The 23,075-nt window shown below is 69.6% G+C and carries 21 protein-coding genes and 1 pseudogene; 10 read left to right on the forward strand and 12 right to left on the reverse strand.

Going from position 1 to position 23,075, the window contains the following annotated elements:
- Window positions 1-65: 65 nt before the first annotated feature.
- From ACGFNP_RS43865 to ACGFNP_RS43875, 3 genes are all read left to right on the forward strand, one after another.
- Window positions 66-1,397 (forward strand): ATP-binding protein, encoded by a 1,332-nt coding sequence (locus tag ACGFNP_RS43865; protein WP_393328884.1) that lies wholly within the window; start codon window positions 66-68, stop codon window positions 1,395-1,397.
- Between the two features lie 96 nt (window positions 1,398-1,493).
- Window positions 1,494-2,105 (forward strand): hypothetical protein, encoded by a 612-nt coding sequence (locus ACGFNP_RS43870; protein WP_393328886.1) that lies wholly within the window; start codon window positions 1,494-1,496, stop codon window positions 2,103-2,105.
- Between the two features lie 115 nt (window positions 2,106-2,220).
- Window positions 2,221-2,529, forward strand: coding sequence for a MiAMP1 family antimicrobial peptide (locus tag ACGFNP_RS43875; protein WP_358323667.1), 309 nt, complete (start codon window positions 2,221-2,223; stop codon window positions 2,527-2,529).
- Between the two features lie 66 nt (window positions 2,530-2,595).
- Here ACGFNP_RS43875 and ACGFNP_RS43880 read toward each other — a convergent pair whose 3' ends face one another.
- From ACGFNP_RS43880 to ACGFNP_RS43900, 5 genes are all read right to left on the reverse strand, one after another.
- A complete protein-coding gene (locus ACGFNP_RS43880) occupies window positions 2,596-4,551 on the reverse strand; it encodes an ABC transporter ATP-binding protein (protein WP_393328888.1) in 1,956 nt (651 codons plus the stop codon).
- Window positions 4,548-6,281: an ABC transporter ATP-binding protein gene (locus ACGFNP_RS43885; protein ID WP_393328890.1), complete on the reverse strand. Its 1,734-nt coding sequence runs from the start codon at window positions 6,279-6,281 to the stop codon at window positions 4,548-4,550. Before ACGFNP_RS43885 ends, ACGFNP_RS43880 begins: the two co-directional genes overlap by 4 nt.
- The gene (locus tag ACGFNP_RS43890) at window positions 6,281-6,877 is read right to left on the reverse strand and encodes a helix-turn-helix domain-containing protein (protein WP_358323675.1); all 597 of its coding nucleotides are present in this window, start codon (window positions 6,875-6,877) and stop codon (window positions 6,281-6,283) included. The genes ACGFNP_RS43885 and ACGFNP_RS43890 overlap by 1 nt, the downstream gene beginning before the upstream one ends.
- 67 nt (window positions 6,878-6,944) lie before the next feature.
- Complete coding sequence (locus ACGFNP_RS43895) at window positions 6,945-7,625, reverse strand: response regulator (RefSeq protein ID WP_393328892.1); 681 nt, start codon at window positions 7,623-7,625, stop codon at window positions 6,945-6,947.
- A 10-nt stretch (window positions 7,626-7,635) separates the two neighbouring features.
- Window positions 7,636-8,784, reverse strand: a complete 1,149-nt coding sequence (locus tag ACGFNP_RS43900) for a sensor histidine kinase (protein ID WP_393328893.1) — start codon at window positions 8,782-8,784, stop codon at window positions 7,636-7,638.
- A gap of 212 nt (window positions 8,785-8,996) precedes the next feature.
- Here ACGFNP_RS43900 and ACGFNP_RS43905 point away from each other — a divergent pair, with 212 nt between their 5' ends.
- Together ACGFNP_RS43905 and ACGFNP_RS43910 are read left to right on the forward strand one after the other, a co-directional pair.
- Window positions 8,997-9,704 (forward strand): hypothetical protein, encoded by a 708-nt coding sequence (locus ACGFNP_RS43905; protein WP_358323684.1) that lies wholly within the window; start codon window positions 8,997-8,999, stop codon window positions 9,702-9,704.
- A 139-nt stretch (window positions 9,705-9,843) separates the two neighbouring features.
- Window positions 9,844-10,827, forward strand: a complete 984-nt coding sequence (locus ACGFNP_RS43910) for an alpha/beta fold hydrolase (protein WP_393328895.1) — start codon at window positions 9,844-9,846, stop codon at window positions 10,825-10,827.
- Between the two features lie 58 nt (window positions 10,828-10,885).
- Here ACGFNP_RS43910 and ACGFNP_RS43915 read toward each other — a convergent pair whose 3' ends face one another.
- Window positions 10,886-11,440, reverse strand: coding sequence for an EF-hand domain-containing protein (locus tag ACGFNP_RS43915; protein WP_358323689.1), 555 nt, complete (start codon window positions 11,438-11,440; stop codon window positions 10,886-10,888).
- Window positions 11,441-11,751: 311 nt separating this feature from the next.
- On the opposite strand from ACGFNP_RS43915, the gene ACGFNP_RS43920 reads away from it, so the two are divergent.
- Both ACGFNP_RS43920 and ACGFNP_RS43925 read left to right on the forward strand, forming a co-directional pair.
- Window positions 11,752-12,180, forward strand: a complete 429-nt coding sequence (locus ACGFNP_RS43920; protein WP_393328897.1) for a hypothetical protein — start codon at window positions 11,752-11,754, stop codon at window positions 12,178-12,180.
- A 159-nt stretch (window positions 12,181-12,339) separates the two neighbouring features.
- Window positions 12,340-13,572, forward strand: coding sequence for an alkyl sulfatase dimerization domain-containing protein (locus tag ACGFNP_RS43925; RefSeq protein ID WP_393328899.1), 1,233 nt, complete (start codon window positions 12,340-12,342; stop codon window positions 13,570-13,572).
- 68 nt (window positions 13,573-13,640) lie between these two features.
- On the opposite strand, the gene ACGFNP_RS43930 is transcribed toward ACGFNP_RS43925, so the two are convergent.
- A complete protein-coding gene (locus ACGFNP_RS43930; protein ID WP_393328901.1) occupies window positions 13,641-14,321 on the reverse strand; it encodes a methyltransferase in 681 nt (226 codons plus the stop codon).
- A 24-nt stretch (window positions 14,322-14,345) separates the two neighbouring features.
- Window positions 14,346-15,638, reverse strand: a complete 1,293-nt coding sequence (locus tag ACGFNP_RS43935) for a hydroxyacid-oxoacid transhydrogenase (RefSeq protein WP_393328903.1) — start codon at window positions 15,636-15,638, stop codon at window positions 14,346-14,348.
- A gap of 47 nt (window positions 15,639-15,685) precedes the next feature.
- Here ACGFNP_RS43935 and ACGFNP_RS43940 point away from each other — a divergent pair, with 47 nt between their 5' ends.
- Window positions 15,686-16,219 carry a GNAT family N-acetyltransferase gene (locus ACGFNP_RS43940; protein ID WP_358323701.1) on the forward strand — a complete coding sequence of 178 codons (534 nt, stop codon included), beginning with the start codon at window positions 15,686-15,688 and terminating at the stop codon, window positions 16,217-16,219.
- 30 nt (window positions 16,220-16,249) lie between these two features.
- On the opposite strand, the gene ACGFNP_RS43945 is transcribed toward ACGFNP_RS43940, so the two are convergent.
- The 4 genes and pseudogenes from ACGFNP_RS43945 to ACGFNP_RS43960 form a co-directional block, all read right to left on the reverse strand.
- Window positions 16,250-17,050, reverse strand: a complete 801-nt coding sequence (locus tag ACGFNP_RS43945; RefSeq protein WP_393328904.1) for a hypothetical protein — start codon at window positions 17,048-17,050, stop codon at window positions 16,250-16,252.
- A 43-nt stretch (window positions 17,051-17,093) separates the two neighbouring features.
- Window positions 17,094-17,483, reverse strand: a pseudogene (locus ACGFNP_RS43950) (MFS transporter); the annotation flags it as partial.
- A 480-nt stretch (window positions 17,484-17,963) separates the two neighbouring features.
- Window positions 17,964-18,566 carry a superoxide dismutase gene (locus ACGFNP_RS43955; protein WP_358323708.1) on the reverse strand — a complete coding sequence of 201 codons (603 nt, stop codon included), beginning with the start codon at window positions 18,564-18,566 and terminating at the stop codon, window positions 17,964-17,966.
- A 109-nt stretch (window positions 18,567-18,675) separates the two neighbouring features.
- Entirely contained in the window at window positions 18,676-19,653 is a 978-nt protein-coding gene (locus tag ACGFNP_RS43960; protein ID WP_393328906.1) for an Lrp/AsnC family transcriptional regulator, read from the reverse strand.
- Between the two features lie 143 nt (window positions 19,654-19,796).
- Here ACGFNP_RS43960 and ACGFNP_RS43965 point away from each other — a divergent pair, with 143 nt between their 5' ends.
- Window positions 19,797-21,335 carry an MFS transporter gene (locus tag ACGFNP_RS43965; RefSeq protein WP_393328907.1) on the forward strand — a complete coding sequence of 513 codons (1,539 nt, stop codon included), beginning with the start codon at window positions 19,797-19,799 and terminating at the stop codon, window positions 21,333-21,335.
- An 83-nt stretch (window positions 21,336-21,418) separates the two neighbouring features.
- A complete protein-coding gene (locus ACGFNP_RS43970; protein ID WP_393328910.1) occupies window positions 21,419-23,074 on the forward strand; it encodes an ABC transporter substrate-binding protein in 1,656 nt (551 codons plus the stop codon).
- Window position 23,075 lies beyond the last annotated feature (1 nt).

Consider the following 23,075-nt stretch of genomic DNA (forward strand, 5'->3'; position numbering starts at 1 on the left):
CTGATGAGCCCGGAGCCGCTTCCCGGCCGGCCGAAGTCATACGGTGTCCCGACGCCGATTTCTCTTTGGGAACGCTGCTGCGCACGTGGCGGAAGCGGGCGTTGCTGACCCAGGAGCAACTGGCCGAACGGGCCGGCCTGAACGTCCGGACCGTTCGCCGGTTGGAACACGACGGACTCCAGCAGCCGCGTACCAGGTCGATCCTGCTGCTGGCGGAGGCGTTGGGGCTGGACGGTGAAGAGCGCGCGACCCTGGTCGCCGTGGCTCGCGGTCCGTCGGCTTCCGCCGAACGCGACGATCCGGCAGTGACCGGCCCACCACCCATTCCGCGACAACTACCGGCCGGCGTGACGGAATTCGTGGGCCGACGGCGTGAACTGATGGCATTGGCAGATTACTACGAAAATGCGAACACGATGACGGCCGTCGCCATTGACGGCATGGCCGGAGTCGGTAAGACGGCACTGACCGTTCATGCCGCCCATCGTCTTACGTCTCGTTTTCCCGACGGGCAGCTGTTCGTCGACCTCCATGGCCATACCGAGGGAATGTCACCCGTCTATCCAGGTGACGCGCTCGCCCGCGTCCTGCGCACACTCGGCGTCGTTGACGAGTACATCCCCGAGCACCTCGATGACCGCGCCGCGTTGTATCGCAGCGTGCTGGCCGATCGCAAAGTCCTGATCGTGCTGGACAATGCCGCCGACGAAGACCAGGTCCGCCCGCTGCTTCCGGCCGGCCCGGGCTGCGGGCTGATCGTCACCAGCCGGCACCGGCTGATCGGCCTGGACGACACCCGGACCCTGTCGCTGGATGTCCTGCCGCCGGAGGAGGCGGTCGCTCTGTTCACCCGCACGTCCGGGAAGGAGCGGGTCGCGGATGCGCCGGCGACCGTCCTGGTGGAGATCGTGGAGCGGTGCGGGCTGCTCCCGCTCGCCATCCGCATCGCCGCCGTCCAGCTTCAGGCGCGTTCCACCTGGAGCGCCGGGCATCTGCTGCACCGGTTGACGGATGATCGGCTGGCCGAGTTGACGGCCGGGCCGCACAGCGTCGGCGCCGCCCTGGACCTGTCCTATCAGCGGCTTTCCGAGGAGCAGCGACGTGTGTATCGGCTGCTGGGTTCGCACGTCGGCACCGAGTTCGGCGCCGCCGAGGCCGCCGCCGCGCTGGACACGACCGTGGTGCGGGCGAGACGGCTGCTGGACCAGCTGCTGGACGTCCATCTCCTGCGGGAGTCCGCCCCCTGCCGGTACCGATTCCATGATCTGGTCCGCGACCATGTTTCGGCGCTGCCGCACAGGACGGATGCCGTTGAAGATCTCCAGGGCGTGGAGGGCGGCGTCCGGTTCCGAGTCGTCAAAGGGCTGGTCGGACGGGTTGACCGGTCGTGCGTGTAGCGGTGTTCCGGTGCGGCCGGGCCGAAAACCCGGGTGCGTTCGGCCGGGCGGATCTCGTAGGCTGCGCCCGTGCTCCCCGACGTGCCGTGGCCTTCGATGACTCACCGCGAGGCCACCGCCGAGCTGGTGCTGGCGGGCTGGACGCCGTGCGGCGTCGGCGACTGGGCGATCGGTCTGCGCTCTCCCGACGGGCTCTGGGCGGCCAGGGTGTGTCCGTTCGATCCGGCCTACGCCGCCTTCCTCGAACTGTGTCGCCGCCGGCGCGGTAACCCCTACCTGCCGCGCGTCGCCGTCGACAGCCCGCTGGACGGTGGCGGCACGCTGGCCGTGCTGGAATTCCTGGCACCGCTCGAGACGGTGCGGGCCGAGGAGGTCGCCCGCCAGTGGCGCGCGGGCGAAGGCGACGTGGCCCTGGCCGACGTGCGGCAGGCCGCCGCCGCGGTCGACGCCGAGTTTCGGGCCCGGACGCCCTGGTGGGACGGCATCGACCTGAACCCCGGCAACCTGCGGCAGGCCCTCGATGGGCGGGTGGCGGTCATCGACGTGTTCTGCATGGACGGAGCCTCCGTCTACGCGCAGGTCCTCCAGGACGCCGCTGTGGTCCGCGCCAAGCTGCCCGGCAGCCGCCACATCCTCGACATCCCGTACATCGCCCGGGAGAGCGCCCCCGAAGAGATCGAGGCCCTCCGCGCCGCGTGGTATCGCTGAGGCGAGCACAGCCTGCCGTCACGGTAAGTGTCGTGGTGATTACTTTCCGTACATGATGGGTGACGTCCTGCGGTGAGCCCAGCTCGCCGAGCAGAACTTGCACTCAAGGAGCATTGTGAAAAGAATTCTCCTCGTCCCCGCCCTGACCGCCGGAATCATCGCGCTCACCGCCAGTGCCGCCTACGCCTCGCAGTACGTCGCCTACGAAGGCCGGGGCTTCACCGGCAGGTCCGTCGTCCTCGACGCGTGCGGGGTGTCCAACATCCCCTTCCACGGGTCCTACAAGTGGTACGGCGACGGCCAGTCAGGGCGCATGTACAACCAGCCCAACGCGCAGGGTGTGATGCACTTCGAGCTGCCTTCCAACCGCAACGCGGAGCAGCGGACACCTGTCGGCTGGCAGAGCATCTTCATCGTGTGCTGATCGTGACCGTATAGAAGAGCATCGGTGCCCGGTGAGATCTCACCGGGCACCGATTCATGTGCGGAGCTAGTCCACCTCCGCGACCGCCTGGGCGAACTGGGCCGAGTACAGTCGGGCGTAGGCGCCGTCCGCGGCCAGCAGCGACTCGTGCGTGCCCTGCTCGACGATCCGCCCGTTCTCCATGACCAGGATCAGGTTGGCGTCGCGGATCGTGGACAGCCGGTGGGCGATCACGAAGCTGGTACGCCCCTCGCGCAGCGAGCTCATCGCCCGCTGGATGAGCACCTCGGTCCGGGTGTCGACCGAGCTGGTCGCCTCGTCCAGGATCAGGATCGCCGGCTCGGACAGGAACGCCCGAGCGATCGTGATCAGCTGCTTCTCTCCCGCGCTGACCGTCGCGCCGCCCTCCTCGTCGATCACCGTGTCGTAGCCGTCGGGCAGCGTGTGCGCGATGCGGTCCACGTGGGCGGCCTCCGCGGCGGCCTCGATCCGTTCGGGCGTTGCGCCTTCCGCGCCGTAGCCGATGTTCTCCGCGATCGTGCCGGCGAACAGCCAGGTGTCCTGCAGCACCATGCCGATGTTGGCGCGCAGCTCCTCCCTGGACATCTCGGCGATGTCGACGCCGTCGAGCGTGATCCGGCCGCCGGTCACCTCGTAGAAGCGCATGATGAGGTTGACCAGCGTCGTCTTGCCCGCTCCCGTGGGGCCGACGATGGCCACGGTCTGGCCGGGCTCCACGGTCAGCGACAGGTTCTCGATCAGCGGCCGGTCCGGCGTGTAGCGGAAGGACACGTTCTCGAACGCCACGCGGCCCCTGACCTGCTCGGGTCGTGCGGGCTTGGCGGGCTCCTCGGACTGCTCGGGAGCCTCCAGCAGCTCGAAGACCCGTTCGGCCGAGGCGACACCCGACTGCACCAGGTTCGCCATGCCGGCCACCTGGGTCAGCGGCTGGCTGAACTGCCGCGAGTACTGGATGAAGGCCTGCACGTCGCCCAGCGAGATCGAGCCCGAGGCCACCTTGAGCCCGCCCACCACGGCGACCAGCACGTAGTTGAGGTTGCCGATGAACATCATCGCCGGCTGGATCATCCCGGAGATGAACTGGGCGCGGAAGCTGGAGGTGAACAGGGCCTGGTTGTGCTCGGCGAAGATCTCGGCGGCCTCCTTCTGCCTGCCGAACACCTTGACCAGCGTGTGCCCGCCGTACATCTCCTCGATGTGGCCGTTGAGCTTGCCCGTCGAGGACCACTGCTTGATGAACTGCGGCTGCGACCTCTTGCCGATGATCGTGGTGACGTAGACGGACAGCGGCACCGAGACCAGCGCGATGAGCGCCAGGATCGGCGAGATCCAGAACATCACCACCAGCACCCCCACGACCGTCAGCACCGACGTGATGAGCTGGCTCATCGTCTGCTGCAGCGTCTGCGCGATGTTGTCGGTGTCGTTGGTGGCGCGGCTGAGGGTCTCGCCGCGCGGCTGGCCGTCGAAGTAGCTCAGCGGCAGCCGCGCCAGCTTGGCCTCGATCCGCTCACGCAGCCGGGACGCCGCCCGCTGCACGATGGTCGTGGTCAGCCGGAACTGCGCGATCCCGAGCAGCGACGCCAGCAGGTAGATCGCCAGCACCCAGCCCAGCACCATGGCCAGCGCGGTGAAGTCGACGCCGTGACCGGGCACGACGTTCATCGACGACACCATGTCGGCGAACGTGCCCTGGCCCTTGGCGCGCAGCCCCGCCACGGCCTGCTCCTTGGTGATCCCCGCGGGCAGCCGGGCCCCGATGATGCCGGAGAAGATCAGGTCCGTGGCGTGGCCGAGGATCTTGGGACCCGTCACGCTCAGCGCGACGCTGGTCGCGCCGAGGGCCAGGACGATCCCCAGCAGCGCGCGCTCGGGACGCAGTAACCGCAGCAGCCGGCGGAGCGAACCGCCGAAGTCGAGCGCCTTCTCGGCGGGCCCGGACATCATCCGTCCCGGGCCGAAACTGGGCTGTGGGCGGCGCGGGGGTGCCTGGGTAGTCATGCTGCCTCCTGTTCGGTGAGCTGGGACAGCACGATCTCCCGATAGGTCGGGCAGCTGGTCATGAGCTCGGCGTGGTTACCGCTGCCGACCACACGGCCCTCGTCGAGTACGAGGATGCGGTCGGCGTCGCGGATCGTGTTCACCCGCTGGGCCACGATGACGATCGTGGCGTCGGTGATCTTCTCGGCCAGCGTGGCGCGCAGCCGGGCGTCGGTGGCGTAGTCGAGAGCGGAGAAGGAGTCGTCGAACAGGTAGATCTCGGGCCGGTGCACCAGTGTCCTGGCGATGGCCAGGCGCTGGCGCTGGCCGCCGGAGACGTTCGTGCCGCCCTGGGAGATCGGCTCGTCCAGGCCGCCGGGCATCGCCTCGACGAACTCTCGGGCCTGGGCCACGTCAAGGGCCTGCCACAGCTCCTCGTCGGTCGCGTCCGGCTTGCCGTACCTCAGGTTGGAGGCGACGGTGCCGGAGAAGAGGTAGGGCGACTGCGGGACCAGACCGACCGCCCGGGAGAGCGCGGCCGGATCGAGGTCACGCACGTTGACGCCATCGACCAGCACCTCACCGGCGCTCGCGTCGAACAGGCGGGGGATGAGGTTGAGCAGCGTCGTCTTACCGCTGCCCGTACTGCCGATGATCGCGGTGGTACGGCCCGGCCGCGCCACGAAGCTCACGTCGCACAGCACCGGCTCCTCCGCGCCCGGGTAGCGGAAGTCCACCGAGCGCAACTCAAGCTCGCCGATGTGTCTTTCCGGGATGATGGGAGTGGCCGGCGGGTGGACGGTCGGCTCGGTGCCGAGCACGTCGTCGATGCGCTCGGCGCAGACCTCGGCGCGCGGGATCATCATGAACATGAACATCGCCATCATGACCGACATGAGGATCTGCATCAGGTAGGAGATCACCGCGGTCAGCGCGCCCACCTGCATGGTCCCGTCGGCGATGCGGTGGCCGCCGAACCACACCACGGCGACGCTGGACAGGTTCACCACCAGCATGACCGAGGGGAACATCAGCGCCATCAGCCGCCCGACCCGCAGCGACACATCGGTCAGCTGCTCGTTGGCCACGCCGAAGCGCTCGCGCTCGTGCCGGTCGCGGACGAAGGCCCTGATGACCCGGATGCCGGTGATCTGCTCGCGCAGCACCTGGTTGATCCGGTCGATGCGCTCCTGCATCGCGCGGAACAGCGGCCGCATCCGCATCACGATCAGGCCCACGATGACGATCATCACGGGCAGCACGACGAGCAGCAGCGACGACAGCGCCACGTCGATGCGCAGCGCCAGCACGATGCCGCCGACGCACATGATCGGCGCGGCCACCATCATCGTGAACGTCATCAGCACGAGCAACTGGATCTGCTGCACGTCGTTGGTGGTCCGGGTGATCAGGGACGGCGGCCCGAACCGGTTGACCTCCTGGGCGGAGAAGTCCTGCACCCGGTGGAAGATCGCGGCCCGCAGATCCCGGCCCAGGGCCATCGAGGTCCAGGCGCCGTAGTACACGGCCACGATCGAGCAGGTGATCTGGATCAGCGTCACACCGAGCATCACCAGCCCGATGCGGGCGATGTATCCGGTGTCGCCCTTGACGACGCCGTTGTCGATGATGTCGGCGTTGAGGGTGGGGAGATAGAGCGTGGCCAGCGTCTGCACGAACTGGAAGAGGACGACAAGCGTGATCTCTTTCCCGTACGGCCTGAGCTGGACCCGCAGAAGACGGAGCAGCATCACGTAGGGCTTTCTGTAGGAGGAGTGGAGGACGGCCGGACGAGCAGCCCGTCGAGCAGGACGGAGACGATCTCCTCGTCGTCCATGTCGCCGAACTCGCCGTCCAGGCCGAAACCGCGGTACACGCTCACCGCGATCAGCATGAGGAGCAGGTGCGCCGCGCCCTCGGGAGAGCGGCGCAGCCGGTCGCGGTCGGGCGCGACCAGGGCGGCGAGCGCCGACCCGATCCGGCGCCGGTTGTCCAGCATCCGCTGGCGGAACTCGGGGTCGTCGACCAGCGGGTCCCCGGGCGCGGCGGAGAGCTTGGCGTTGGCGATCATGCCCGCCCGCAGCATCGCGACGGCCTCGCGCAGCCGGGCGCGCAGCTCGGTCCGCGTGCCGATGGCCGCCAGCGCGTCCACCGCCGGCTGCGGGTCGAACGCCTTCATCAGCGCCGCCCGCAGCAGCGAGGCCTTGTCGGGGAAGACGCCGAAGATCGTGCCCTCGGCCACGCCCGCGGCCTCGGCGATCTGCCGGGTGCTCAAGCCGGTGCCGTATTCACGCAACAGGGGAACCGTGGCGGCGATGAGCGCGGCCCGGCGGTCTTCTGGCGCCATTGCCGGCACCCTGCGCCTCTTTGTCACAGGGCGAGCATAATGAGCGAGTACTCACTCGTTCAAATGGTTATCTGTGGCGATCCTGTTCTCCAGGGCGGACGAGGCCGCTCTCATAGGCGAAGACGACCGCCTGAACGCGCGTGGTCAGGTCGAGCTTCATCAGGACTCGGGACAGGTGGGTCTTGACCGTCGCCTCTCCCAGGAAGAGCCGGGCGGCGATCTGGGTGTTCGTCAGGCCCTGGGCCAGCAGCTTCAGCACGTCCGTCTCCCGGCCGGTGAGCGAGTCCAGCTCGGCTGCCCGGCTGGTGGCGCTGGCGGGATCCGGCTGGCCGGCGAACGCGGCGATCACCCGCAGGGTCACCGCCGGGTCGAGCAGCCCGCCACCGGCCGCCACCGTCCTGACCGCCTCGACCAGGTGCTCGGGCGGGGCGACCTTCAGCAGGAATCCGCTGACGCCCGCGCGCATCGCGGCGGCGACGTGCGCGTCCTCGTCGAAGGTGGTCAGCACGACGACCTTGCTCTCGGGGTGGTCGCGGACGAGCCGCCGCGACGCCTCCAGCCCGTCCATCTTCGGCATCCGCACGTCGATCAGCACGACGTCGGGCCGCGTACGCGCGACCAGGTCGAGGGCCTCGACACCGTCGGACGCCTCGCCGACGACCTCGATGTCCGATTCGCTGCTGAGCACCAGCCGCAGGCCCACCCGGATCATCGCCTCGTCGTCGACGAGCGCCACCGAGATTGTCATGCCGCTTTTCCTACCATGTGCGAGGAATGGGGAACCGGGCGCGGACCGCGAACCCGCCGTCCGGCTCGGCGGCGGCGTGCAGGCTCCCCTGCACCATCGCCAGCCGTTCACGCATGCCGACCAGCCCGTGGCCGCCGCGCCCGGGGACTCGCCGCACCGCTTGTCCGGGCTCGTTGCGTACCTCAAGGGTGAGGGCCTGGTCGGTGTATCCGATGGTGACCTCGGTCGGCACCTCTCCGGCGTGCCGCAGCACGTTCGTCAGAGCTTCCTGAAGCACCCGGTATGCGGTGAGGTCCAGGACCGGCGGCAGCTGGGGCGGCTCGGCGGGGGAATCCAGGGTCACCTTCAGGCCGGCGGCGCGGACATCCGAGATCAGCTCGCCGACGCGGGCCAGTGACGGCGCGGGGGCCGGCCGTTCGCCGTCGACGTGCTCGCGCAGGATGCCGACCAGACCGCGCATCTCCTCCACCGTCTGCCGTCCGAGCCGCTCCAGCCCGGCCACGATCTCCTGCTCGGCCGGGCGTCCGTCGAGCAGCCGGCGCAGGCCGCCCAGTTGCAGGGTCATCACGCTGACCGAGTGCGCGACCGCGTCGTGCACCTCCCGTGCGATGCGCGTACGCTCCTGCGCGACCGCGGCCTGGGCGTTCGCCTCGCGTTCCGCGTCGAGAGCGGCGGCCAGTTCGGCGAGCTTGGCCGCCCGCTCGCCGCTGCGGCGGGCGAGCAGCCCCATGCACAGGCCGGGCAGCAGGATCGCCGGGATGAAGAACAGCTCCCACAGCGACAGGCCGGCGACCATCTGGGCGCTCGCGAAGGACACGGCCGCGGCGCAGAACGCCAGGGCCGAACGCCGGGGCGGCTCGCGCCAGCCGGCCCATGCCACCACCCCGATCAGCCCGATCATCGCCGCGCCACCGACTCCTGGCGCGTCGAACGCGACCACGGGGATCGGCAGGCAGGCGGCCGCGATGACCGTACCGGCCAGCGGGTACCAGGCCGCGACCACCACCCCGGCCCCCAGCAGAACGCCCCAGATCCAGGTGGCGGTGGCGCTGGCACCGAAGAAGTCGTCGAGCCGCGTCTCCATCACGGCCAGGAAGCCGATCAGCGGGCCGGCGAGCAGGGGGATGAGGCGGACGTCCCTCAGCCGGGTCATCGTCATGGCCACCGATCGTAACCAGGCGCGCCGCCTGCCGACTCCCCCGGACGGCGGACCGCCGCAGGCCGCGGCATCCGCCGTTCGGTGGACCCGGCCCGGATGCCGTCCGCCGGATCGGGGATCGATCACGGTGCGCGATGGCTGACGCGCCACCGGGTGCCGCGGCGGAAGAGTTCTCACCGCAACGTTCCACCCCAGCGACACGGAGGTACGACATGACCCCCCTTACCCACACCGCCCCGGCCGCCTCGGAGGTGCTCCCCGAAGGCGCCGACCGGGCGAGCCGGTTCCTGCGGCGCGCCGGCGGCACCGCCCTGATCAGCAGCCCCCTGCTGATGTTCGCCGGCATGATGGCGTGCCCGCCCCAGGACTCGAACTCGACGATCGACTACGTCACCTCGCTGGCCCGCGACTCGTTCCTGACGGAGCTGTCGGCGATCCTGCTGCACTACGGCCTGATCGTCGGCGCGCTCGGCGCGCTGGCGGTGCCCGGGCTGGTCCGCGGCCGCAAGGGCCGGTGGCCGGTGGCGTTCGGGGTGCTGGCCACCGCGCTGGGACTGCTGAACGTGTCCGGGGCGGTGCGCGACGACTGGTGGCGGATGGTCACCGGGCAGCAGCTCCCGATGGACGTCGCGGTGCGGATCTCCGACACCGTGGACGGGTCGGCGTTCATGCCTCTGTGGAGCGGGACCGAGATGTTCGCCTTCCTGGGCCTGCTCGCGCTCTGCGCCGGGCTCGCCCGGGCGGGTGTCGTGGGCTGGTGGCTGACCGCGGTCTATCTCGGCGCCTTCGTCGCGATGATGTTCATCCCGGTCGACCTGACGTATGTGATCGGCACCGCGTTCGCCGCGCTGTACCTGCCCCTCGGGGTGGCCGGCGTGCGCGTCTTCCAGCGCGAGCGCGCCGCGGCCGCCGCGGCGTGACGTATCGAGCGGGTTTGCCAATACGGCAACGCGATTCGTGATGCTCTCACCGGCCGCCGGATGCTTGGCGTGGGTGCCGTCGGACGGCGGGCCGACCCGGTCACGACGCCCGCGGCTCCCCCGAAGCTTTGGAGGATTGATGTCGCAGCATGATCCGGTCGCGGAGATGACGCATCGTCTGGTCCTGTCTGGCACCGGCCGCATCCACCTGGTGGAGCAGGGCTCCGGGCCGCTGGTGCTCCTGGTACATGGGTTCCCTGAGTCCTGGTACTCCTGGCGCCACCAGTTGCCGGTGCTGGCCGCGGCCGGCTACCGGGCCGTCGCCGTGGATGTTCGTGGCTATGGCCGCTCGGCCAAGCCTGAGGGGGTGGCCGCGTACCGGATGCTCGACCTGGTCGAGGACAACGTCGCGGTGGTGCGCGCCCTGGGCGAGCGGACGGCGGTGATCGTGGGCCATGACTGGGGCGCGACCATCGCCGCCGGCTCCGCCCTGGTCAGGCCCGACGTCTTCCGCGCGGTCGGGCTGCTGAGCGTGCCGTACGCCCCGCGCGGCGGGCCGCGGCCCAGCGAGGTGTTCGCGCGCATGGGCGGGGAGGAGGAGTTCTACGTCAGCTACTTCCAGGCGCCAGGGCGGGCCGAGGCCGAGATCGAACCCGATGTCCGCGGCTGGCTCGCCGGCTTCTACGCCGCCTTCTCGGCCGACACCATGCCGGCCGCCGACGCCCCCGATCCGCACTTCGTGTCCCGGGGCGGGACGCTGCGCGACCGTTTCCCCGTCGATCGGCTGCCCGCCTGGCTCGGTGAGGACGACCTCGATGTCTACGCCGCGGAGTTCGAGCGGACCGGCATGAGCGGGGCGCTCAACCGCTATCGGAACATGGACCGGGACTGGGAAGACCTCGCCGGTTTCGACGGCTCCCCCATCACCCAGCCGTCCCTGTTCATCGGCGGGGCGCTGGACGCCTCCACCACTTGGCTGGCCGACGCCATCAAGGCATATCCCGCCACCCTGCCGGGCCTGCTCTCCTCGCACATCCTCGACGGCTGCGGCCACTGGATCCAGCAGGAGCGCCGCGAGGAGGTCAACGAAATCCTCAGCGACTGGCTTGCCTCCCTGAGGTAGCGGCCTCCTGCGGCTCGCCGTAGCCGAGGGCCGGCGAGCCGGCAGGAGGTCGCGCCGATCAGTGCGCCGGCGTCTTACCCACCAGCCAGGTCCCCGGCTCGTCCGGATCCGAGCTGGTCAGCAGCGCCTGTGTGCCCGCGATGAGCTCCTGGCGGGAGATCGTGCCATCGCCGTCGGTGTCGAGCTTGTCGAAGGCGATCGAGATGGCTTCGTCGGGGATCTCCACAGCGTGGTAGAAGCGGGCGAACTCCTCGCGTGAGATGGTGCCGTCCCCGTCGCTGTCGGCGGCGTCGAAGACGGCGGCGGTCGCCCGGTCGGTCACCGCGAGGAAGCGTGGGTCGCGGCCCGCGCCCGAGAGCATCGCCGCGACGAACTCCTCCCGGCTCACCCTGCCGTCGCCGTCGCTGTCGATGTCGTCGCGGATCTGCTCCCACCAGGCGGCGAAGGCGGACTGAAGGGCGTTGTGGTGGGGGGATCCGGCCTCTGGCGCCAGGGCGGCGCAGAGATGACCGGCCCGCGATGTGAAGTCCGACCCGCTGATGTGGCCATCGCCGTCGCTGTCGAAGACCGCGAAGACGCCGGCGATGTTCGCCTCGACCAGTTCCTGGGACACAGCTGCCTCCTGAACGCCTGCCAGCACTGTCGCTACCTACAGTACCTAGACGAATACTTTGCGCAACCATGGGAATGTGGTGCGGTGTCATCCGGCGGTGAGCGCGGCGATGAGTTCGTCGCGTCCGCCGGCGCTCGTCTTGCGGTACACCGCTTTGAGGTGCGCATGGCAGGCAGATCAACGAGCGCTCGGTCTGCGGGTCGCGGTGGAGTCCCCTGGCGACGAGCGAGGGTTCTTGCGACAGCCCGTACGCGATCAGCTCTGGCGGCCGGACGTCCTCCGGGAAGAGCTGAGCCATCCATGCCCCCCCCGTGGCGGACCAGGATCTCCCGCGCCTGAGGGAAGCGCGCCGGCCCCCGGCCGGCGGCGTACACCATGCCAGCCGGCACCTGTCTGCGGGCCAGCTCGGCGACTCCGCACGGGTCGTCGCCGAGATGGGTGTTGTGCACCTGCCGGTACAGCAGATCGCACGGGTATTGGTGGAAGAATACGAAGGAACAAAGGCCGGTGACAGGATGCGTTCCGGCCACACGGAAGCCGTCGTGTGCGACCCAAGGGGTGATCGCGCGCGAAATCGCCGCACCAAGCTCGGTCGGGCTGGGATGGTGCGCCAGCAGTGCCGTCAGCTCGCGTTCCAGACGATCTCGGCAACGAATCATAACGGCGATTCTCTCGGAGAACATCAGAACGTTCAGCCGTTATCACAAATGACCCCGGCAGTCGGCGATGAAGTGAAATAACTAATATTGGGGATTATCGGGAACCGTTTGCCACATTTACGTGCGCCGTCTGACCCGATCGGGCCGTTGGGGTGCCGCCCCGCCGGCGGTCGCGTCAAGGGGCACAATCTCGCCGCGAACCCTTGCCCAGAATCGGGTTCTAGAAGCAGGGTTGGCCCCATGATTATCGAGTACGCCGACCGCGTGTGGCGCGGCGAATCGGACGACAGCGTCGTGGACGCGGGCATGCAGGGCAAGGGCGTGCAGTCGATCACCGAAGGTCTTGGCTGGTGGCCAGGGTTCGGCAACGTGACCGCGTTCGAGACCGAGGGCGAGTTGGTGCTGTTCGACACCGGCGGCTCGTTCTCGGCGGCGAAATTGCACGAGGACGTCCGGGCCTGGACGCGGGCCCCGCTGACCACCGCGTTCTACTCGCACGGGCACATCGATCACGTCTTCGGGACGGGGCCGTTCGAGGAATCGGGGCCGCCGGCCACGATTTACGCCCATCAGGCGGTTGTCGAGCGGTTCGAGCGTTACGTACTGACGAATGGCTACAACTCGGTGATCAACCAGCGGCAGTTCCAGGCCGCCGGGCTCCGCTGGCCCACCGACTACCGCCGTCCGGACGTGACCTACACGGACGCGCTGACCGTGCGGCGCGGTGGGCTCACCTTCGACCTCGTGCACGCCAAGGGCGAGACCGACGACGGGACCATCGGCTACGTACGCGAACACCGGCTGCTGTTGCCCGGAGACCTGTTCATCTGGGTGACGCCCAACTGCGGCAACCCGCAGAAGGCGCAGCGCTATCCCCGGGAATGGGTGCACGCGTTGCACCGGATGGCCGCCATGAACGCCGAAATCATGCTTCCCGGTCACGGCGCCCCGATCTTCGGCCGCGACCGCATCCGGCAGGCGTTGCTGGAAACGGCCGAATGGCTGGAGTCGCTCATCACGCAGACCCTGGAACTGCTCAACGCGGGTGCGCGACTCGACGAGATCGTCCACTCCGTGAAAGCGCCGGAACGGCTCGCCGACCGGCCCTATCTGCGGGCACGGTACGACGAGCCGGAATTCGTCGTACGCAATCTGTGGCGCCTCTACGGCGGCTGGTACGACGGCAATCCGGCCCAGCTGAAGCCCGCCCCCGAGGCGGTGCTGGCGAAATCGGTCGCGGAACTGGCGGGTGGGGCCCGAGCCCTCGCGGACGCGGCACTCAAAGCCCTTTCCGAAGGCGACGAGCGACTGGCCGGGCATTTGGCGGAAATGGCCGCCCTGGCGGCTCCGGACGACACGGGGGTGCATCGCGTACGCGCGGAAGTGTTCTCCGCCAGGGCGGCCGGCGAGCTGTCCCTCATGGCGAAGGGCATCTTCGCCTGGGCCGCCACGGAGTCCAGGCAGCGCTCGTGAGAGCGCCACCTTGTTCACCGGCGTTCACCGGCGCACACCGGCGCTCGTCCAGGCCGCCTCCGCGTGAGTCAGCGGCCCTTGGCGACGGTCAGCATGTGGCGGGCGCCGCGCTGGAACTCGTACGGGACCTCGCGGACCGCGCACGCGAGCCCGTCGGCCCGCAACTCCGCTCGAAGCGCGTCGAGAAACGGGACCGGCTCGCCGTCGCCCATGCGGACCAGCGGGAAGATCCTCACCTCACGCCGGCTGACCCGGCTCATCTCCATGATCGCCGCCCGGTGCCATTCCTGATCCAGCCGGTCGGCCCAGGTGAACAGCAAGTGTGAGCAGAGCACCAGGTCCACACTCCCCTCGGCCAGCGGGAGGTGTGGCAGGCCGGCGGCGAGGTACGCGCCGGGCCGCCGGTGGATGTCGGTGATGAAGGCGCTCCTGGCGCGCAGCCGCATCTCCCGGCGGCGTTCGGCCGAGCCGTACCAGTCCCATACGAACCGGTCGGCGTTCGCGCTGATCATGGAGTTGCCCTGCTCCAGGTCGGCCGACAGACGCTCGGCGAGCACGGTGGCGCCATGCGCGTAAAGCGGGTCGGCCGCCAGAGCCCGGACGCCCATCGCCCCGGCCTCGGCGACGAAGCCGGAGGCGCCGCCGGCGCAGTCGAGACTGACGCCGTCCAGGTCGCGATCGTCGAGCGCGAACATGGCCCGGTATTCGAGGAAGGAACGAGACGACATGATCATGTCTGCGTGAACCACAACCCGATGGTGCCAGGACGCGGGTCACCATAGTTCGATCGAGCGGGCGAAGATGCCCGCCACGTCATCCTCGCTCACCGGCAGCGGAGCGGTCGCGAGCAGGCGTTGCTGTCTCATCGTCCCTTCGACGAGTGCGTCAATGTCGCCTGTGCCGTACCCGACGGCGCCAATCCCGTTGGGGAGGCCGATGTCGCGCATGAGGTCGATGAGGACGGACGGCAGGAACTCGGCCGCCTCGGCCGGTTCCCGCCGGTCCGGGGCGAGCAGCCGTGCGGCGCGCAGGTGCCGTTCCGGCGCCGCCCGGAAGGTGAACCTGAAGGCCTCCGGCGCCGTGAGCGCGACCGACATCCCGTGCGGAACCATCGGCTCGTGCCCGGGATACCCCTTCGGGTGGAAGTCGCGCACCTGTCCGGCGATGGGATAGGCATTGGCGTGCGGGATGTGCACGCCGGCGTTGCCGAAGCCCATCCCGGCGAACGTCGCGGCCAGCGCCATCTCGCCGCGGGCCGCCGCGTCGTCGCCGTGACGCACGGCGCGCCGGAACGACCTGGACAGCAGCCGCATGGCCTGCTCGGCCCACATGTCGGAGATCGGGTTCGCGCCGCAGTAGGGCACGCGCTGCTCAGGGCGTTTACGCTCGCCGCCGGTGTACCAGCGGGCGGTGTAACTCTCGACCGCGTGACAGAGAATGTCCATGCCGGCTGAGGCGGTCACCTGCGCGGGCTGGGTCAGTGTCAGGTCGGGGTCGACGACGGCGAGCGCGGGGCGCAGCCTGGCGTGGCTGATGCCGGTCTTGACCTGGAGTGACAGCACGTCGAGCACGCAGATGGTGGTGCTCTCCGCGCCGGTTCCGGTGGTCGTGGGTACGGCGATGAGCGGCTTGAGCGGATTGACCGGGGCTCTGCCCAGCCCGACCGGGGCGTTGACGTAGTCCATCAGCTCGCCGGGGTTGGTGAGCATCAAGTTGATCGCCTTGGCGGTGTCGATGCTGGACCCGCCGCCGACGCCGACGATCGCGTCCCAGGGGCCGCCGGCGCGGGCGTGCGCGATGGCGGCGTCAAGGCTGGCGTCGGTCGGTTCGATGTGAACCTGGTCGTAGACCTGGGCGTCGAGGCCGTGGCCGCGGATCTGATCGGCGATCCGATGCGGGGTGCCGGTGGCGGCGACGCCGTGATCGGTGACGATCAGGACGCGCCGGACGCCGTCGTACCGGCTGAGGTCGAAGCCGATCTCGTCGGCGGCGCCGTTGCCGAACTTCAGCTGAGGCGCGCCGTAGGTGAAGACGGTCTCGGGGTTGACCGGAGGCGTGGTCGTCATGTCGGTCCCCTTACCCGCCCTGGCGACAGAGGATAAGTTTGCTCGCCATGCGACACTTCGAGCTGGACATCCTTGTCGTCGCCGACGAGCTCACCGAGGCATATGTCGAGATCTTCACCGCCCCGCCCTGGCAGCACCGAGAGACCGAGGCGACCCGGGCGGCGTTCCGGGAGCGGCTCGAGTCGGACGCGCACCGTCCCGGTTTCCGGGCCATGCTGGCGATGTCAGACGACGGTGAGATAGATGGCTTCGTCACGGGCTGGATCACCCAGGCCCCGTTCCGCACCGATCGCGCCTATGGGGAGGTGACCAGGCGGCTCGGCGCCGACCGGGTGAACGAGCTGCTGGTGGGCGCCTTCGAGGTCGACGAACTGGGAGTACGGTCACACGCCCGCGGCACCGGTCTAGGGCGGCGGCTGCTGTCCGCCCTCACCGCCACCGCGCCCGGCGGTCGGGCGTGGCTGCTGGCCTGGAGCCAGGCGCACGACACGCTCGCCTTCTACCGCCGCATCGGCTGGCAGGAGCCCGAACCCCTGCCGGGCAACGAGACGGACGTCGTCGTGTTCCTGTCTCCAAGCTGATCCCTCGATCGCGGTCGTGGCCGGCAGCCGTCAGGGGCTGCTCAATGACCCGGTCGTGGCATGTGGAGGGCGGCTGTGCCGCTGTCGCTCCGCCCAGCGGACGGCGAGTGGTGCCGCCAGGCCTGTCAGGGCGAACAGCCCGCCGACGACGTACCAGCCAGGGGCACCCCATGTGATGCAGAGCGCGATGAGCAGGGCGGGGCCGAGACCCTCGGCCAGCCCGGCGCCCAGGCCGAACACGCCCAGGTACTGGCCGGTGGCGTGCGCCGGCGCGAGGGCGAAGGACACCTCGAAGCCCGCGGCGGAGTGCCACAGCTCGCCGACCGTATGGATCACCACGGCGGCGATGAGCAGCGCCGCCGCGGCCCATCCCGGCAGGCCGGCGGACAACGGGACCAGCGAGCAGGAGATGAGGAAGGCCACGCCCGCTCGGCGATAGGCGCCCCCGCCGGCCACCGGGGAATCGATGCCGCGGCTGGCTCGTACCTGGAGCGCGACCACCATGACGGTGCTGATCAGCATGGTCCCCGACACGAGCCAGCGCGGTGCGGCGGTGGCTCCCACCAGCCACAGTGGTATGGCCACGGTCAGCACCTTGAACTGGACGGCCATGATGCCGTCGAGCCCGGTGAGCAGCAGGTAGGGCCGATCCCGCAGGGCGATCCAGCGAGGCCCCCGGACGACGGGTCCGGGCGGGACCGGCGGCAGGCGGACCAGGATGATCGCGGAAGCGGCGAAGGCGACGGCATTGCCGACCACGAGCAACCGGTACGCCATGAGAGTGTCGACCTGGACGGCCCAGCCGGCCAGCATGGGCACCGAAGGAGACACCGACGTTGGTGACGGCGCGGAGATACGCGCGGAACTCCTGGGGCCGGTCGCCACCGTAGTGCCGGATGAGCGGACTGCGTGCCGCCAGCCCGGCCGCCTTCGCCCCCGTGGCCGTGCACACGGCAAGGAGGAACGGCCAGAAGCTGTCCGCCAGCACGAACCCGGCCGTCGCCAGAGCCTGGACGACGAGCGTGACCGCGTACACGCCGCGTGCTCCGTACTTGTCCGCGAGATGACCTACGGCGATGCCCAAGGCCAGCGAGACGAGACCGGCGATGCCGAGCCCCAGACCCACCTGGCCGGCCTGAAGGTGGACCCCCTCGGTGAAATACAGCACCCCGGCGGTCAGGTAGAGGCCGCTGCCAAGGGTGTAGACGAAGTTGGAGACCGCGAGGACACGCTGCGGTCCGGCATCCGGCATCAGGTGAGGCATCGAGGGGCTCCGCGTGCCGCGAACGTTAGGACCACGTCAGCTTGCTGCACATTTCTTGCAATAGCAATACTATTGCGAGAAGCGTGGCCGCTAACGTGACCTGACGACCTGGGAGCGCCGTCCCAGAAGGACGTCGAGCCCAGCACGATCAGCGTGATGAGCCCGGCGGCCACCCCCATGAGCAGGATCTGATTCACCAGGTAGGGACTGCCGGCCTCCGTCGGCCAGACGATCTCCAGCGGGCCGGACAGACCCTTGCTCGCCGCCACCTGGGCGACCCGGTCGGCACTGATCGCGGCGGTGGCGGCGTGCTGGTGGCCGCCCGAGGTGTGGGCGGGTGAAGACCTGGCCGCCGACGTCGGCCACGGCCGCCAGGAACCGGTGCACCGCCCTGAAAGAGGCGGATCTCGGGCCAGGCGGCGCCCGCCCGGCCCGGCGGACCAAGCATGGGCTGGTGGACGGACACCGCGGTCATGAGGGTCAGACGCCCTTGGCCGCTTCGAAGCGGGCGATGACGTCGTTCCAGTTGATCAGGCCCCAGAGCTTCTCGACGTAGTCGGGCCTGACATTGCGGTACTGCAGATAGTAGGCGTGCTCCCAGGCGTCGAAGACGAGCAGCGGGGTGGTGTTCATGCCGACGTTGCCGTGGTGGTCGTAGATCTGCTCGATCACCAGGCGGCGGCCCAGCGGCTCCCATGCCAGCACGCCCCAGCCCGACCCCTGCACGGTCGCGGTGGCTGTGGTGAGCTGCTTGGCGAAGGCGTCGAAGGAGCCGAAGTGCTCGTTGATCGCCTCGCCGAGGGCGCCGTCGGGGCGGTCACCGCCGTCCGGGGACAGGTTCTGCCAGAAGATCGTGTGCAGTACGTGGCCGGACAGGTTGAAGGCGAAGGTCTTCTCCAGCCCGACGAGGCCGCCGAACTCACCCTTGTCGCGGGCATCGGACAGCTTCTCCAGGGTGTCGTTGGCGCCCTTGACGTAGGCGGCGTGGTGCTTGGCGTGGTGCAGCTCCAGGATCTCCCCGGTGATGGCCGGCTCCAGCGCCGCGTAGTCGTACGGCATGTCCGGAAGGGCGTACTGGCCCATCGCTGTCTCCCATGCGGTTGATTAGTTATTGCAATATCTATGTAATAACTAATACCAGGCAATTAGTGGGATCGGAAGCACTGACGGCGGTCGGGGCAGTGGCCGGCGATCAGCGGGACATCGGCAGGAGGCGGGCGCCGGCGCGTTTGATGTGGCGGGCGATCAGCGCGGTCTCCACCTTCAGGACTCCGGGCAAGGCGCCGATACGGGTGGCGAGGTAGTCGTACAGGGCATCGGGGTCGGCGCACACCGTGAAGGCGATCATGTTGGGATCGCCGGTGGTGGCCGCCGCGAAGGCGATCTCGGGGTGGCCGGCCAGCGCCTGGGCCACCTCGGTCAGCTCGGAGGGGGCGACGGTCAGCCACAGCACGGCCTCGGTGGCGTACCCGAACAGCATGGGGTCGATCTCGACCTCGAAGTAGAGCACGTCGTTGCGGCGCAGTTCGTCCAGGCGGCGGCGGACGGTGGACTCGGACCATCCGGTGGCGGCGGCCAGCGCCGGGTAGCCGGCGCGCCCGTCCGCGGCCAGCACGGGCAGGAGCCGCTGGTCGGCCTCGGTCAGCTCCATGTGGCCGTTCAGAGTGGGTGGCTGAGGGCTGAGGGTCTCGATCTGCTGGGGGTTCAGGGCGCTGGTACGGCCGGGCCAGCCGCTCGTGCCGGCGACCGCGCGCAGCAGGCAGTGCGCGGTGACCGCGGTGATCCGTGCCGTACGGGGCAGCTTCGGCAACAGCACGTTGTCCTGATCGGACCTGATGTGGGCGCGGATGATGCAGGTGACCTCGGTGGCGCCGGAGGTGAGCGTGACCCAGGAGGTGTCCTCGCGGCGGGCCAGCGCCGCCGCGACCGTGGTGACGGCATCGGGCGTGCACCGGATGCGCACGAACCAGTCGACATGCCCCAACGGCCGAACCTGGGGCAGACCGACCACACGGAGCACTCCCGCCGAACGCAGCCGGCGATAACGGCGGGCGAGGGTCCGATCGGACGCGCCCAGCACGGCGGCGATCCGGCTGAACGGGGCACGGCCGTCGATCTGCAGGGCGTGCACCAGCTGCCGGTCGAGGTCGTCAAGAGTGAGTGGATCCACCACGGAATGGTAGCCGCCTGTCAGAAAACGCCGCATGCCGCAGATTCCGCGTCGGTGGCAGTCGGTATCGGGAAGTCTCGTCCGCGTAGCCCGCGAACGACGCAAACCGTTCCGGGGCCGTCTTCCATCATTCGGAGCCATCGATGCGGAAATGGTTTCCTCTCCTGACCGTCTGTCTGGCCACGCTCATGTTGCTGGTCGACATCACCATCGTCAGCGTGGCCGTACCGGCCATGACGACCAGCTTGCACTCATCGCTTTCGGCCCTGCAGTGGACGGTCGATCTGTACGTTCTGGTGCTGGCGGCCCTGCTCATGGCGGCCGGCTCCGCCTCCGACCTCGTCGGCAGGCGCCGGGTCTACCTCGTCGGCCTGGTCGTCTTCGCCGGGGCGTCGCTCGCCTGCGGCCTGGCGCCCACCAGCGGTCTCCTTGTCGTCGCCCGCGGCGTTCAGGGGCTCGGCGCCGCCGCGATGCTCTCGACCAACATCGCGCTGCTCGCCGGAACCTACAGCGGCCGCGACAGAAGCGTGGCGTTCGGCATCTGGGGAGCGGTCAACGGCATCTCGGCCGCCGCCGGGCCGATCCTGGGCGGGCTGCTCACCCAGCACATCGGGTGGCGGTCCATCTTCCTCGTCAACCTGCCCGTCGCGGCGCTCGCATGGGTGATCGCCCGGCGTCATGTGGCCGAGTCGAAGAACCCGGTCGGCGGACGCGTCGACGTGCCCGGCGCCATCACCTTCACTCTGGCCGCGACACTGTTGATCTTCGGGCTGATCCGGGTCGGCGACGACGGCTGGACGGCCCCGGTCCCCGTCGCGCTCTTCGCGGCGACCGCCGCCGCGCTGGTGGCGTTCGTGCTCGTCGAGCGCCGCCGGCGCAATCCCATGCTGGACCTGGCATTGGCCCGTACCCCGTCTTTCGCCGCTCTCATGCTGGGCGCGTTGATCCTCAGCGCGTCCGCGTTCGCCAACCTCGTCTTCGTGTCGATCTGGGCGCAGTCGGTGCTGCGCTTCGACCCGGTCGCGGCCGGACTGGTGCTGACGCCTCTGGGCGCCATGGCGTTCGTGGTGTCCGGTTTCGCCGGGCGATTCATGAACACCATCGCCCCTCAGTGGCCCATCGGGATCGGGTTGCTGCTCATCGGCGCCGGCGGGCTGTTGGACATGCTCGTGACCGGCGACTCGGAGTGGACGGCGCTGCTGCCGGGACTGCTCGTGACCGGGGCCGGGGTCGGGATCTCCTCACCGACGCTGGCGGCGGCCGCTGCCGCCGCCGTCCCGCCCGGCAAGGCCGGCATGGCCGGTGCCGCGGTGAACACCCTGCGCCAGTTCGGCTTCGCGCTGGGCATCCCGATCATGACCACCGCGATGGCCGGCGCGGTCCGGCCCGTGCTGGCCGGCAGCGGCTACTTCCCCGACCTGGACCCGGCGACCGCCGCGGTCACCGGTGGCCAGGCGGACACCGTCCTGGACGGCCTGGCCACAACGGTCCACGACGCGGCCGGCCACACGGTGCGATCCGCCTTCGTCGCCGGCCTCGACCAGATCTTCCTGCTCAGCGGAACCAGCGCCCTGATCACCGCCGCCGTTGTCCTGCTACTGGTCCGCAGGGCCACGCCGGATGGCCACCAAGCCCCTGAAGACCATCGCGCTCTGAGAGCACCAACCAGAAACATGCCTTGACGCTGACCGTTATTTGAGCGATCGTTCGACTACTTAAGAACTGAGGGGCAGCGGTACACCCTTGGCACGATGGGCGGTTTCAGATGCAAGGCTGGCGGAAGCGGAGTATCGCCACCGGAGTGGTGGCGCTGGTGATGGTCACCTCGGGCTGCTACCGGGACGGCGGCGGCGTCGCGGGCACGGCGGCTCCGGGGAGCACGCCCCAACGGGAGCTCGTCACGACGACCCCCGCCGGGGTCGGGCAGGTCGACAAGGTCACCTGGGCGCTCTACCGGGGCACCACCTCGATCGACCCGATCACCGCGGGCGACTATCCCGAGATCACCGTGACGAGCCTCCTGTGCGAGTCGCTGTTCCGCCAGGCGCCGGACGGGTCGGTGGAGCCCGGCCTCGCGACGCGGCTGGACTTCCCCGACCCGAAGACCGCCGTCCTGACGCTCCGCAAAGGCGTGACGTTCTGGGACGGCTCCCCCATGACCGCCGAAGACGTCGCCTTCAGCATCGAGCGCAACCGCGACCCCAAGGGCGGCGGCTACTGGGTGCCCGTCCTGAACCGCGTGACCTCGGTCGAGGCCACCGGCCCGCTGGAGGTCACCCTGAAGCTGAAGCGGGCGGACTACTGGCTGCGCAACGTCCTGTCGTACATGCCGGGCATGGTGGTCTCGAAGAGCTACGTCGAGGCCAAGGGCAAGGACTACGGCACGGTGAAGGGCGGTGCCATGTGCACCGGCTCCTTCGAACTCGGCCAGTGGCGCACCGGCGACGTGCTGTCCGTCGTACGCAACGACGGCTACTGGAACCGCGCGGAGTCCCCGCTGGTGCGGCAGATCGACTTCAAGGGCATCCCCGACGAAGCCACGCTGACCGCGGCACTGCTCACCGGAGAAGTGGACGGCGCCTACCTCGAACTGCCGCTGTCGACGATGGAGCAGATCCGCGCTAGCGGGACGGTGAAGGTCTACCACGGCCCGTCGTACCTCATCGACGCGCTGATCGTCGCCGACGTGGGCAGGGGGACGCTCTCCGACGTACGCGTCCGCCGCGCCCTGTCGCTGGCCATCGACCGCGAGGCGTACATCAAGACCCTGTACAAGGACAGCGCCCGGCCGGCTCGCGCCCTCGGCACCCCCGGCACCTGGGGGTACGAGCAGCAGACCTTCCAGTCCGCCTGGGACGCCCTGCCCGACCCCAAGACCGACCTGGAGACCGCGCGCAGGCTCGTCCAGGAGGCGGGCGCGACCGGCAAGACCGTGACGTTCGGCATGAGCAACGAGCTCAACAAGCTCGCCACCGAGGCCAACCTCTTCAGGACGGCGGCCGAGAAGATCGGCCTCAAGGCCCGGCTGAAGGCGGTGTCCACCGACGCCTACAGCGGGTTCTTCCTGGATGCGAAGGCCCGCGCCGACGTGGACGGGTTCTTCACCACCAACTACCCCAACTGGGCCGATCCCGGAGCCCTCTACGCGACCCTGTCTCTGCCGGGCGGCCCGCAGGACTACGGCCACTACCGCAACCCGGCGGTGGCCGACCTGCTCGAACGAGCCCGCGGCACCGAGGACACCCGGCAGCGGGCCGAGAGCACCGTACAGGCGCAGAAGATCGTGACCGCGGACCTGCCGTGGATACCGATCGTCGCCCCCGACACGGTCCTCGTGCTCAATGCCAAGCTCACCGGCGCCACGGTGTCCTCTCAGCACCTGTTCGCGCCGTGGGCCGGCAAGCTCGGGGCGGTGGGCTAGG

The sequence above is a fragment of the Nonomuraea sp. NPDC049269 genome (assembly GCF_043197155.1).
Lineage (GTDB): Bacteria > Actinomycetota > Actinomycetes > Streptosporangiales > Streptosporangiaceae > Nonomuraea.